We start from the raw sequence: 12,870 nt of genomic DNA, 5'->3' as shown, positions 1-12,870 counted from the left end.
TTGATCCCTCCTCTCCTCCTGGTTTTGCCACAGGTGCCGCCCCGTAACACCTGTACAGTACATGGTCATATTGGTTATGGACAGGTCTTTTTCACCTGATCCGAGGAGCATTTTCCGTTGCCACATCGTGCAACACGGCCCTGAGAGTTCTTTCCTGAATGATATCCGGCTCCCCCGGGGTCAGAGTGGTGGATACATCTATATAGGTGCCGACCGATACTGGCGACCGAATGGCAGTAGCGCTCCCGAAAAACTTCAGTGAGGTCAGGCAGCACTTAGAGCAGCCGCTTATCAGGAATTCGTTCTTTATCATGGCCTCGTCGTTCGCTGCAGCGGGGTTTGGATTCTTCTTCTGGATGATCGCGGCCCGGTTCTATTCGCAGGCGGACGTGGGTATTGCAACCGCCCTGATGTCGTCGATGGGCCTCCTCATCCTTATCTCCCGGCTCGGCCTGGACCAGTCGGTGATCCGGTTCTTCCCGACCCGCGACAGGAACCGGGTGCTCGGAACCGCTGTCCTGGTCCCGACGGCGGTCGCGCTCGGTGCGGGCCTCTTCTTCATCGCCGCGGTCGACGTTCTGGCCCCCGAGCTCGCGATCGTCAGATCGATCGCGCCGTTCTACCTCGTCATCCTCGGGGCTTACTCTATCACCTGGGTCTTTGAGGGCGCGTTCAACGCCCTGCGGAAGTCCGAACACTACTTCACCCTGAACCTCCTCTACGGGACACGGATCCTCTTCCTCGTTCCCCTGGTATCCCTCGGTGCGATGGGCATCTTCGGCGCCTTTGGCCTCTCGTTCATCCTCGGGCTCGTCCTGGCGCTCATTCTCCTTGCCCGGTGCTCCGTGAAACCGACGCCCTGCGTTGACCGGGTCTTCATGCGGGAGGCATGGCAGTTCTCCGCCGGCGCATACATCGCCGGGATCCTGATGGCCGCCCCGAACATGCTCATCCCGATTATGGTGCTCAACGTGCTGGGGGCGGAGAGCACCGCCAACTACTACATCACCTACGCGATCGTCTCGATCCTCTTCATGATCCCCTACGCGTTCACGACCTCGCTCTTTGTCGAGGGAAGCCACGGGGAGGAGTTGAAGAAGAGCGTTTTCCGGGCGCTCGGTGGCATGCTCGCCCTGCTTGTGCCGGCGATCATCGGCCTTTCCCTCTTCGGGGAGCAGATCCTCAACCTGATCGGCAAGGACTACCTTGAAGGGATGGCCCTGCTCCGCGTGCTTGCCGCATCCGCCCTCTTTGTCTCTGTCTGCCAGACGTTCATATCCATTGCAAAAGTTCGAAACGATATCCGGAGCCTCGTCGTCCTCAGCAGTTTCATCAGCGTCGCCCTGCTCGGGCTCGGCTATGCCATGATGAATCAGTTCGGCCTCATCGGCATGGGATACGCGTGGCTGGCCACGTATGCGGCGGGAACGCTCCTCGTTGGCCTGCTCCTGAAGAAGAAAGGATGGCTATAACCCTTTTGCGACTCCCAGGTATGGTCACCGGTAGTAAACGGCGGAACCAGCGTTGTCGTATATCTGGTGGTGGCTCCAGATGAACCGGTCCGCATCCGTATACGTTGCCGTCGTGACTGCGTGCTCCTGCGTCTCGATCCGGATGCTGTCCCGCATGAGGTTGTACGTGCCGAAGTAGAGATAGGTGTTGGGCTCCAGCAGCGATGCATCTGCCGGAACGTATCGCTGGCTGTCCGGGTTGAACCCCAATAGAAGCCACCAACGTGTGCCGTCGACGTAGATCGGGCGCTCATTCCCCTCTGAAAAGAGCCATGCCGCTCCCTGCACCTCCATGCCGTTGAAGACCGGCTTATCGCCGGCGGTGTCGAGCGCCATCGATGTCGGGTTGTCGTCCATGACCTGGTAGAGGAGCCCGCTGTTGAAGAGGAAGAAGACGACGAAGAACGCCGACAGCGCCTGGTACGCCGTCCCCATGAATGGAGCGGTCCTGATCGCGCGTATCCACCCGGTTAACTTCTCATACAGCGCTATGCCGCCGATGACCGCGAACGGGGCAAGGAAGATCAGGGTGATGTGGTAGAGCCTGCTGGTGTTGAGGGAGCTTGCGAAAAACGGGACGGCGATACCGGCGACGTTGATGAGCAGGAAGACGAGCGAGACGGCAAGATACTCGGGCTCGATGCGCCACCGCTCGCGTTTTACGAGGGTTGCAAGCAGCCCGACGGCGATGAGGCCCTGGGTGGCGATATGGACGATCTTCGCGAGGCCGTGCAGGACCGTTGTCGATTGGCTGGTGAGGATATGCATGCCCTGGGCGGTTGTCGGGTTGAATGAGTCCATAAAGAGGGTATTCCATATCTTGTCCCCGATGCCGGTGACGGTAGCGAGCGCCGTGCCTCCGGCGACCGTCGAGTACCAGAGGTAGACGAGGGCGGCGAAGATGAGGATGTAGGGGAGGATGAGTGTCCTCACCGGCCCCCTCTCGCCGGTTCCCGCCGGTGGGGCGGAGTCGGGTTTCAGGAGGGAAGCGCCCCGGGCGAGCCTCTTCGGCAGCCAGGACTGCAGGCGTTCGGAAACGGCGAGCAGCAGCCATGCCGGAACGAGCGAGAAGAGGTAGATGTACGAGAGCCCGTAGTGCGAGACGATCATGGCAAATGCAAAGGCGATCATGAGAAACGCCTGCTTCCCCCGGTCCATGGTTTTATCGATCATCGCAAGAACGGTCAGCGCGAGGAAGAGTTCCGCGATCTGCTGGCGGGCAAGGGAGATCATCTCCGTGTAGAACGTGAAGAACGAGAAGAAGAAGAAGATCGAGAGAAACCCGATCCTCGCGTCCGTCTGTTTCTCGACCGCGCGGTAGAGCCCGAGCGGCACAAGCGCAAAAAGGAGGGGGTAGATGATCTTGAAGACCCAGACGGGATCCAGATCGCATATGAGCGAGTAGATGGGAACGAGCGCAACGACGGAGAGCATCCCGTTCGTGTTAAATGGGATGGTCATATCCCAGAGCCCCGGTATCAGCACACTGTTTACAAGGTGGAGTTCGTGGTGGATATCGTAGCCCCAGACATACTCTGATATCAGCGAGGTATGGTAGAGGAGCGACAGCGCGATGGCGTAGATCCCGAGCGGGTAGCAGGACTTCGGGATGAGGCGCTCGAACCCGACGGCGAGGCCGATGACGGCGATCAGGATGAGGAGCAGGAAGAGGAGCGTGACCATGTGGTAGCCGTCGCGCATGTATGTCCCGATGATCGCAAGGAACGGAAGGAGTAGCAGGAACGGTACTGCAGGAGAGGAGGGGACGGCCAGCCCCGGGCTCTCACCGGTACGCCCCTTATCCCTGGTGAGCGCGAGGTAGAGCAGGACCTGCACCACGGCGACGAGCGTGAGAAGGAGGATCGTAAACGAGAACGGCCGCGTATACCCGAGCAGCGGGTACACGAAGTTGGCCGTAAGGCCGGTGAGCATGACGACCACGAGGCTCAGCCCTGCGGAGTAGAGCACCGTCTCGATCGAGCCGAGATCGTGGAGCCTGAGCGCCTTCAGAACGAGGACTCCGGGCAGGAAAGTAAGGTAAAGAAACGCCAGGACTTCCCTGGCAACCGGTATATAATAGCCGACGAGATCGAGGCAGACCACCCCGAGGAAGACAAACTGGAGCGCCTGAAATACCCAGAAAAACGTTCTATTATTCCAGTCATTCATCCGGAACGGGTTTGGAAGGTGCATGGTATCCCTTGTTCAGTCTTTGGTCGGCTACGTGCATGGACGATGGGCCTTCTCCGTTAGCGGCATCCGACAGATCGTGCGCTGCATCAGTGCACCTACTCTCCGGTCAACCTATTAATGTGTTGCGCCGGTCCGGCCCCCATTACGCGAGGGGGGCCAGGTCATCGCTCTTTCCCGGAAGCGGGAGCGGTATCGACGAATGCCTCATCCGCAGGAACGGTTCCCCTCCCCGGAGCGGATCCGAGTTCGCTGTAAACCGCGAGGAGAGATCGCGCTATCGTCGACCAGGCCATGTCCGTCTTCAGTTTTGCGTAACCCTGCTCCCCCATGCGGCGGCACGCCCCGGGATCCTTCAACAGGCGGACGATCGCGTCTGCCAGTGCTTCCGGGTTTCGCGGCGGCACGACATAGCCGGTCACCCCGTCATCGACGACCTCGGGCAGGCTCCCCACGTCGGTCACCACCACCGGCCGCCGGAACCCGTATGCGGTCGGGATGACGCCGCTCTGGGACGCTTCGAGATACGGGAGCGCCACGGCGCTCGCCTGCTGGAAGAGCCGGGCGCCCTCTTCGTAGGGTATCCGGTAGTTGTAGACCTCGAAGGCGTCACGGCCCGCCATCGCCTCCTCATACCTGCCGAAATCCTCGCCCGTTCCGGCGATGACGATCCGGGCGTCCGGGATCTCCCGGGTGATGAGCGGTTCTGCCTGGATCAGGCAGTCGAGCCCTTTATAACGGTGAATGCGTCCGAAGAAGAGAACCCGGTGGCCGTCGGGTTCCAGGTCGTCGCGCTCGAACTTCACAAACGGCGCCACCTCGTGCTCGCCGATGGGGATGACGTGCACGTTCTCTCCGTGGACGTGGTAGTTCTCCACCAGGGTGTCGCGGAGGGCCTTTCCGTGAACGAAGATCCGGTCGGGCATGACCCTTGATACGAGGAGGGTGAGCCGGTAGAGCAGCGAGCCCACATCAAGGAGACGGTCTTCGCCGCGGTGGGGTTCGATGTCGTGAAACGTCGCCACCAGCGGGTACTTCCGGAGCATGGGGAGGAGCGGGCAGAGCATGGGGTTGTTCACCTGGAAGTGGACGACGTCGGGCCCGAAGCCGTTGATTGCGGCGACGATATCTTTGAGCATCGGGTAGCACGACGGGCCCGGCCTTCCGGCGTACCGGGAGTAACCGAAGATATGGACGTTCACCCCCGGGTCGATGCTCTCCACGTACTCCTCCGACCTGTAATCGGGGAGGAGGAGCAGCACCTCGGCATGCCGGGCAAGTTCGTTTGCCATCTGGATGGTGTAGTCGTAGAACCAGAAGGTCAGGCACGCCACTCGCATAGGGGCTCTCTCTGTGAGGATGCTCTATATAGAGGTTGTGCCCTGGAGCGTCGTTGGGTGGATGAACCCTTCTGGTGTGCATGTAACCCCGCCGGCATCCGCCCCGCCAGCCGTTTCCCTCCGGGCGTATTCACATGGTATTCCTGTTGCATCAGGCCGCAGCGGCTCCTGATTCACGCAAGCGATGTGGAATCCGTGCTTTTTAACGCCGTCGCCTCGTAGCGAGGGTCGGGGGGCTCGTGCCGTGCCGGCGCACGAAACTGAATTCCCATCAGTCCCGGATGAAAACGTTTCGGGGAGGGTCACTCCCGGCGAACGGCAGCGAAAAGCGCGAGTATTTGTATCCTTCGATTTTAATTAAATTGATCATATAATATCTTTTTGCAGGAATCGATCTCCGTTATGCTACGGCAGCGTCGCAACTGACGGCATTCCTGCAGTCCATATTGCCGATTAAGCCCTCAAAATAATTTTATTTCAACAATAAAATATTTATATGGCAATGGAAAGACGGTAGTGATACCTCACAGAGAGGCTGAATGGCATGACAGATAGGCAGAATATACTGAGACTGGCTGCAGCACTTCTGGCGTGCTGCCTGATTATTCCGGCACTCTCCCCGGTAAGTGCAGCCGAGTCCGCAAGTCCGGCCACGCTCACCGTGGCTGCAAGCGATAGCACCGAACTGTCGAAAAACCAGGCAGACTATGTCTGTGATGGAGTCGATGACCAGGCCGAGATCCAGGCGGCGCTCGCCGCGCTGCCCGACGGCGGTAAGGTAGTCCTTACGGGCGGTACGTTCAACTGCGCCGGCGTCATCGCGCCGCCTGCGGGCACGACGCTCTCCGGACAGGGTCCGGATGCAACGAACCTCGTGTTCACCAGTGACGGGCGTATCAACGTCGACCAGGAATACGTGACCCTGGACGGGTTCCACATCGAGGGCAGCGGCTACAGCAGCGGTGTCAAGTGGCTCGGTGTGATGACTATCCGGGCAAGTCATGCAAAGATCCACGACATCACGGGTACCGCTGACGCAAGCATCCAGGCGGTCTTCCTCCTGCTGCACGATCCGGCGGTCTATGCCCCGACCCTCGAAGACGTCGAGTTCATCGACTGCAGGGCCGAGGACACCGGGACGTACGGGTTCATCCACAACGCGTGGGGCTCGTCCAACAAGGTGATCAAGGACGTCCGCTACGAGAACTGCGCCGCGATCAACTGCGGAAGCACGGGTGTGTTCAACCCCTGGATCACCGGGTTCGACTTTGCGGAGTTAAACGACATGGACGGTCTCTACGTGAAGGACTGCTATGCGGAGGGCAACCTGGAGTCCGGGTTCCACTTCGAGTTTGACCCGAAGGTGACGAACGCCGTCCTCGAGAACTGCACGAGTGTAAACAACGGGCAGAAACCCTACCCGACGGTGCCCTACAAGCAGAGCGACATGTCGACCCACTACTTCGGGTGCGGCTTCTACGCCCCGAACGCCGACGTGACGTTCATCGACTGCACCGCGGAAGGTAACTCGCTGTATGGGTTCTACGCGACGAACGGCGGCAAACTCTACGACTGTGTCGAGAAGGACACCGGCGCCGGGAAGACCGACTACACCTACCGTAAGCCGGCCGGCTACTACAGCATCCCGTGCCGCTCGACCGATCCCGCCCTGGTGCTTGAGAACTGTACGAGCATCGACTCGCACGGCTACGGCCTCCAGGTCGACCTCGCGAGCAACATCCAGATCAAGAACTTCGAGCTCGTGAACCCGGCCGGGATCGACGGCAAGGGTGCAAGCCTCGGCGGCACGAACGGCCAGTTCAGCAATGCCGAAGTGGACATCCACGCCTCCGGCGACCGGGCCGAGACGCTCGTCTGGGCGAAGAACAACCAGAACGTCCAGTACACCGGAGATATAACCTCCGCCTCCGAGAAAGCGTTCCTGGTCGAGGGCGGAGAGAACGTCCGGACAGAAGGCATGGCGGTTGCGTCTGCCGGCGCGTAAACCGGTCGATACTATCGGGCCCGACGGGCCCGGTCATAATCTTTTTTTGGTTTTGCACCCGGCCGGAGGGCGGGTGCATGAGAAACTCGGAGAATTTTGATAGTGCCGGCCCGCTGTTCCGCCGGAGTCGCAACTCGAAGACCTTTGGCCTTTTCATGCTCCGGCCCTTTGGCCCATCGCAACTCGCACCTTCGGTGCTCGCACCGTGGTGCTTCCAGCCAGTCGCGTTTCGGGACGTCATACTAATGAACCGTCGCACGTTCCGACAGTTTCACTCCGAACGGTTGTATGCTGCGGGCAGTCGTTTCAGTCGGAACATTGCATGCCCCGTGTACGGCTTTCGAGGGGCTATCGGCGAGAGGGGGGTGGGGACAGGGGAGGGGGGAATACTCCCCCCTCCCCGTCAGCCCCTCCCCCATATGGCGATAGCCACCACGGTCCACTTTTTTGGGCTTTTTCCTCGCTTCGGCCTTCCGAACGCCCATCGCAACTCTCACCTTCGGTGCTCGAACTCCTGTCCTACGGGCAGTCGTTCCTAACAGTGCTCATGCACCCGCCGTTCCACCGGGTGCACTCAAAAAGTATCCGGGGCCTTCGGTGTTGTCCCTTTCGAGACCCCCGCCGGGATGCCTCCTTCCGCCTTCCCGGCAACCTTCGCGTAGAACGTCTCGATATCGCTGACGATTGCCTGCCAGTTGTACCTGGTCCGGACGAGTTCTTTCGCCTGCTCCCCGAACCCTGCCCGCAGCGTTTCGTCAGCAAGCAGGCGTCCGATGGCGTCGGCGAGCGCCTCCGGCGTGTACCCGGCATTGAACCCGACGGTGTTGTCGATCCACCCGAGCAGGTCCCCCTTGCCCGTGGTCACGATGGGTGTCCCGCAGAGGCACGCTTCAAGGAACGTGACGGGGAAACCGGTGAAACTCGGCGTCACGAAGACGTCGGCGTCGGTGTACGCGGCCATCTTGTCCTCCTTGCTCACGAACCCCGTGAAGATCACCCGGTCGTCGAGACCGAGCGACTCTACCCGCTGCCTGAACTCCTCGTTGTGGCCCATGTCCCCGCCCACGATCACCAGGACAGCGTCGTCGAACTCCCGCGCGACCACGGCAAACGAGCGGATCAAGAGATCGATCCCCTTCGTGGGGTCGAGCCTCCCGAGGTAGAGCACGATCTTCGTGGCGTCGTCGATCCCCCATGCCACACGGAACCTGCCTCGGGCCGGGAGGGAGGGATACTCGGCAAGGTCGATGCCGTTCGGGAAGATCGCGATCTTCTCGTCGGCAACACCCCGCTCGCGGTAGCGCTCGGCCTCCGTCTCGTTGAGCGCTATAACGCCCGCGGCGCCGAGGATCACCTTGTCCGACCAGAACTGGTCGAAGAGCCGCTTCATCCGTTTTGACCCCGTATCCTGCGGGAGCGCCCCGTGCGCCTGGAGCACGTAGGGTATCCCGTACTTCCTCGCGTAGTGCGAGGCGATGACGGTGAGCATGGTACGGTGGTCGTGGATGTGGACGAGGTCGAATGCGGCAATCTCCCTTCTCGCGACCGCCGGCATCCGGTAGGGCAGCACCGGCGGGGTCACGCCCGGGGCGTATTTTCGTAAATTCTCGAAGTAATAGACGTTCATCCCGTCGACGGAGGTGGCGCGGTTCGTCGGCAGGTCGTTTGGGTAGATGCTCCGGTTCGTCGTGTAGACGGTGATATCGTGCCCGTTCTCGTGCAGGGTCCGGGAAATATCATATGCGACCCGTGCCACCCCGCCCGACTCCCAGAGCGGTTTGAAGAACGGGGTCACCTGTAATACCTTCATTCACATCCTCCTATGTTCCGTGTCTCAACCGTTTCCGGATCACACCTGCGTAGCAGTTCAGGCAGAACGGCGTCACCAGCCAGACTCCGCACTCGATCAGGGGCGCAAGCCCGTGCTGCCGGATCCGGTAGCGGTAACTCTCCAGGTTGTACAGCAGGTAGTCCTCGCCGATCTGCTCGAACCACCACTGGCGGGTAACGTTCCCGTTACGCACCCTCTCGGAGCACCTTGCTATCCAGCGTGCTACCCGTTCCCTGGTTCGGCCCTCCGCCACTCCAGGCTGGAAGTCGCTGTTGATGACGCAGGGAATGGTCGTGTAGTCCCGGATGCCGTGCCGGTCGAAGTCCACCGAGAGGATCATGGAGGTGTTGATCTGCTCCTTGAAGATCTCGGTATCGAACTGGAAATTCCCGAGTGAATAGGCGATCAGGCCGTCTTTGTAGCGTTCCAGCCCCTGGATGGTATGCGAGTGGTGCCCGAGGATCAGGGTCGCCCCGTTGTCGATGAAGGCGTGAGCGAGCCTGACCTGGTCGGGCGAGGGGTAGTAGGTGTTCTCGATCCCCCAGTGCAGGGAGACGACGACATGATCGGTATGCTCCTTTAACGCCCTGATATCTTCGATGACGCTCTTCTTCTTCAGTTTGGCAACGGTGACGCCCGGCGGCGACCGGAACCTCCCGGTCGTGTATGCGAGGAAACCGAACCGGATCCCATTGCGTTCGACGATCAGCCCTTGGGGTCTTTCATCGCCTCTTCCTCCTCCTACGTAGGCGATGCCCCGGCCTTCAAGCTCTTCGAGGGTCTTCTCAAGCCCTTCCCGGCCCATGTCGAGCGTGTGGTTGTTTGCCACGCTGAGGATGTCGAACCCGGCTTCTCTGAGGTACTCGCCCGCCTCCGGGGGGGTTGTATTGACCCAGCGTTTCTTGCTCTCGGTTCCGCTCTCGGAGAGAACCGTCTCCAGGTTCCCGAAGAGCAGGTCTTTCTGTTGGAGTTCGTGCTGGACAAGGGCAAACGGTCTCTTGCCGTTCCTCATCCAGAGGAGCACGTCCCCGACCGCTCGCAGCCGCACCGATGTCACAATTCGCCTCCGGCAGAATCGTTGCTCGGGACGGGAGATCCGGGCCTGCAGCCGGCCTTCATCGTCGACCTGGAGATCCCCAGCCCTATGAACCGTAACGGTGGAACCCTACCGGCGTCTGCGGGAGAAACCATCCTGTACGGGTATTCGTGAATGCTGCCTTCCCTCCTCGATGCGTTGAGTTCCAGACAGGCGATGCGACAATATATATTTTGCCCTGATTATGACCTTGGGCATGCTTATCTCGACGCATATGGCTTCCCGGGAACTCCGGAATCCCGGCGAGGCATGGTGCGGGCCCCGGTAACGGTGGAGCTCATGATGCCGAACCATTAACTGCTTATGCACCGAGTATGTACCTGGATCGCCGGGCGGCAGATGATGAGAGTTACCCCCACTGATCGGTGATGAAGCAGGGGACTGATGCCGCCATCCTGCGGAGATGGTTTTTGCACCGGGGACCACTTATTTTGTATCTTTGCTCTCCGTCATGCGGTCGACGTCGTCGACCGTCGCGGTGACAGTGTGCGTGCCTGCGACCGCGGTCCAGGTTGCACCGTCAACGCCGCCGTTTGCGGTCACCGTAATCCATTCGCCCGGGGCGATGGACGCCGTGTGGCTGTCCGACCAGACCGCGGAACCGAGGTTCCCGTCCGCTGTGAAGGCCACGCCGTGGATCACGCCTGCGGGCGTTGCACCGGTGCCCTGGTTGCGGATCGTCGCCTTCATCGTGATTGCATCACCCGGAGCCGGGCTTGCCGGTATCCAGGAGACGTCGGTCACGACGAGATCGGGCGTTCCCGGCGTGGGCGTCGCGGTAGGCGTCGGTGTTGGCGTCGGTGTCGGGGTTGGATTGGATACCCCGATCTCGATGGGGTTCTGCAGGGCATAGGTTCCTGCCAGAAGGACTACGGTACCGTCACCGACGGCCTGTACTGCGGCCTGGACGACCTCGCTGTCATCCGTTCCCGCGGTTCCGGTGCTGATCACCTGGCCGTTGCTGTCTTCCGCAAGGACCTTCGTATCGTCGATGTACACAACGACATCATACGACCCCTGGGAGGCCTCCTGGTCCTGGGTTGCCAGTGCTGGTGCGACCACAGCGAGCATCACGGACAATGTCAGTACCAGAAACTGGGTTTTTTTCATGCGTCATCTCCTTAGAATGCCTTCTGGAAGCCGATGTAGCCCCAGAGGATTCATAGAGGGTAGCCCCTCAGTAATATGTTCTTGAAGTCTGATATTTATTTGTTTCTTTTTTGGTATCGTCTGATATGTGGCTCAGATCATTTAAATTTTCTATAATCTTCTTTATTTTCATGTAGTGATCTATTTTGGAATAAATTTTGATATTGGAAATATTTATATGGGATTCCTGACGATGGCGGAGTTGGTGGTGTTACACACTTTTTCCGGTGAGCTGGTGTTCTATACGGAGTTTCGCCTGTTGGGCTTGTTATAGTTCCAAAATTTGGTGATATTGTTGTTTTTTTGGCAAACCGATGTTGTTGGTGGGTCGCAGGGCTTTTGGGATGCCTTTCACATGAACCCGGGCCATCGCATCCATATGTCTCTTTCCTGCTGCACCGGTGGCTGCGAGAGCGGATCCGGGAAGCCGATTCGTAAAAATACCCTTAAACCCCTGTAAAAACCGGTGTGCACCGCCCCGATCACCTCCGATCACGCACATCGCGCGGTTCAACTCCCGGCACCCCCGTCGAAGCACCCCTTATCCGCGTTCACCGGCCCCGCAGCGCTAGATATACCCCGGAGGGGATATGCGCGAGAATCAGTGCCCGCCATTTAGATCTCCAGAGCCGCCGCGTCTTACAACCCTTCAAATTGTTCCTCGCGAGATCGGGCCTGCCGGCTTCGAGGTTGCGGCACGCGATCTGGATCTGCCTGGATGCGACGAACTCGAGAACGCTCTCGGTCAACTCCGGCGGCACCTCCCCCGCCTGCAACGCATTCCGTGCGGAGGCTACGAAGGCATGCTCCAGGATCGGCTCTCTCCTGTTGCAGGCTCTGTTCGATGCCTCCGTATGGTAGATCCCCATGCCGTCCCACGTAAACGCGATGGGATATTTCAGGGCAATCCGGCCCCACAGGTCCACGTCTTCCCCGTACCATGCGCCGGTATTAAACCCCCCCACCTCGTTCAGGATGCACCTCGGGACGGCGACGATCGATGACGATATCGGCGGGCTGCCAAGGATGGCGTCGCTGAAATAGTTGGGGAGCAGCCCCTCCCACGGCTCCGGGGGTATGGCGGCACTGTATGAGGGCGTCTGGATCGTCGACCCGTTCCCGGTTATGAGATATGCCGTCCCGTACGCTCCCGCCTGCGGGTACTTCTCCCGCAGTCGTAGCAGGGCTTCAAGATGCCGCGGCATCCATTCGTCGTCTGCGTCCAGAAACGCGACCAGTTCGCCCCGGGCCGCCTCGATCCCCCGGTTTCTTGCCGCCGACACCCCGCGGTTCTCCTGCCGGATCAGCCGGATCCGGGGGTCGCCGAATCCCCCGACCACCTCCGCCCCGTCGTCGGTGGAACCGTCGTCCACCACGATCACCTCGAACTCCCGGACGGTCTGCGCGAGGACCGAGTTTATGGCCCGGGTTATGTAGGGACCTTTGTTGTAGAGGGGGATGACGACCGAGACAGCCGGCAGCGCCGTCTCTCCCTCGACCGGGTACTCGCGGGCATACCCCGAACCGGTGCGGTTCTTTTTGGGAGATGCAGGGGCCTGCCGGCCCCCGTCTCCAGAGATCCCGATGCGGCCGCCGCCTCCGAATCCGGCACCCCCGGCGCGTGCGGACATTCATGCCGGAGGTAATATATAACTATTAAAATGTTCAGAGAGCTGACTGGAGCAGGGTTCATGGTGAGGCCATCCCAGAACATCTCTGCCGGGAGGGGGGCACCCCCTTCGAAGCCT

At 60.2% G+C, this 12,870-nt stretch carries 8 protein-coding genes; 2 read left to right on the top strand and 6 right to left on the bottom strand.

Annotated features, from left to right (window positions below):
- The first annotated feature begins 230 nt into the window (after nt 1–230).
- Complete coding sequence (locus FGW20_RS04625) at nt 231–1,472, top strand: lipopolysaccharide biosynthesis protein (RefSeq protein WP_301676922.1); 1,242 nt, start codon at nt 231–233, stop codon at nt 1,470–1,472.
- A gap of 24 nt (nt 1,473–1,496) precedes the next feature.
- Here the strand turns inward: FGW20_RS04625 and FGW20_RS04620 are convergent, their stop codons facing one another.
- The gene (locus tag FGW20_RS04620; RefSeq protein ID WP_301676921.1) at nt 1,497–3,680 is read right to left on the bottom strand and encodes a DUF2206 domain-containing protein; all 2,184 of its coding nucleotides are present in this window, start codon (nt 3,678–3,680) and stop codon (nt 1,497–1,499) included.
- A gap of 185 nt (nt 3,681–3,865) precedes the next feature.
- On the bottom strand, nt 3,866–5,041 hold the full coding sequence (locus tag FGW20_RS04615; RefSeq protein WP_301676920.1) for a glycosyltransferase family 4 protein: 1,176 nt from the start codon (nt 5,039–5,041) through the stop codon (nt 3,866–3,868).
- A 544-nt stretch (nt 5,042–5,585) separates the two neighbouring features.
- Here FGW20_RS04615 and FGW20_RS04610 point away from each other — a divergent pair.
- Complete coding sequence (locus FGW20_RS04610; protein WP_301676919.1) at nt 5,586–7,046, top strand: right-handed parallel beta-helix repeat-containing protein; 1,461 nt, start codon at nt 5,586–5,588, stop codon at nt 7,044–7,046.
- Nucleotides 7,047–7,620: 574 nt separating this feature from the next.
- Here FGW20_RS04610 and FGW20_RS04605 read toward each other — a convergent pair.
- From FGW20_RS04605 to FGW20_RS04590, 4 genes are all read right to left on the bottom strand, one after another.
- A complete protein-coding gene (locus FGW20_RS04605; RefSeq protein ID WP_301676918.1) occupies nt 7,621–8,856 on the bottom strand; it encodes a glycosyltransferase in 1,236 nt (411 codons plus the stop codon).
- A gap of 10 nt (nt 8,857–8,866) precedes the next feature.
- Nucleotides 8,867–9,934, bottom strand: coding sequence for a CapA family protein (locus FGW20_RS04600; protein ID WP_301676917.1), 1,068 nt, complete (start codon nt 9,932–9,934; stop codon nt 8,867–8,869).
- A gap of 465 nt (nt 9,935–10,399) precedes the next feature.
- The gene (locus FGW20_RS04595) at nt 10,400–11,083 is read right to left on the bottom strand and encodes a CARDB domain-containing protein (protein WP_301676916.1); all 684 of its coding nucleotides are present in this window, start codon (nt 11,081–11,083) and stop codon (nt 10,400–10,402) included.
- Nucleotides 11,084–11,673: 590 nt separating this feature from the next.
- Nucleotides 11,674–12,753, bottom strand: a complete 1,080-nt coding sequence (locus tag FGW20_RS04590; protein WP_301676915.1) for a glycosyltransferase family 2 protein — start codon at nt 12,751–12,753, stop codon at nt 11,674–11,676.
- Between the last annotated feature and the right edge of the window lie 117 nt (nt 12,754–12,870).

The organism is Methanoculleus methanifontis (assembly GCF_030464365.1).
GTDB lineage: Archaea > Halobacteriota > Methanomicrobia > Methanomicrobiales > Methanoculleaceae > Methanoculleus > Methanoculleus methanifontis.
Note: the sequence above shows the minus strand (reverse complement) of the source record. Positions and strands in the feature narration are given on the sequence as shown.

Excerpts from the sequence above, each read along its gene's own strand:
- FGW20_RS04625 (WP_301676922.1), top strand. The coding sequence starts at position 231 with ATGGCAGTAGCGCTCCCGAAAAACTTCAGTGAGGTCAGGCAGCACTTA.
- FGW20_RS04620 (WP_301676921.1), bottom strand. The coding sequence starts at position 3,680 with ATGAATGACTGGAATAATAGAACGTTTTTCTGGGTATTTCAGGCGCTC.
- FGW20_RS04615 (WP_301676920.1), bottom strand. The coding sequence starts at position 5,041 with ATGCGAGTGGCGTGCCTGACCTTCTGGTTCTACGACTACACCATCCAG.
- FGW20_RS04610 (WP_301676919.1), top strand. The coding sequence starts at position 5,586 with ATGACAGATAGGCAGAATATACTGAGACTGGCTGCAGCACTTCTGGCG.
- FGW20_RS04605 (WP_301676918.1), bottom strand. The coding sequence starts at position 8,856 with ATGAAGGTATTACAGGTGACCCCGTTCTTCAAACCGCTCTGGGAGTCG.
- FGW20_RS04595 (WP_301676916.1), bottom strand. The coding sequence starts at position 11,083 with ATGAAAAAAACCCAGTTTCTGGTACTGACATTGTCCGTGATGCTCGCT.
- FGW20_RS04590 (WP_301676915.1), bottom strand. The coding sequence starts at position 12,753 with ATGTCCGCACGCGCCGGGGGTGCCGGATTCGGAGGCGGCGGCCGCATC.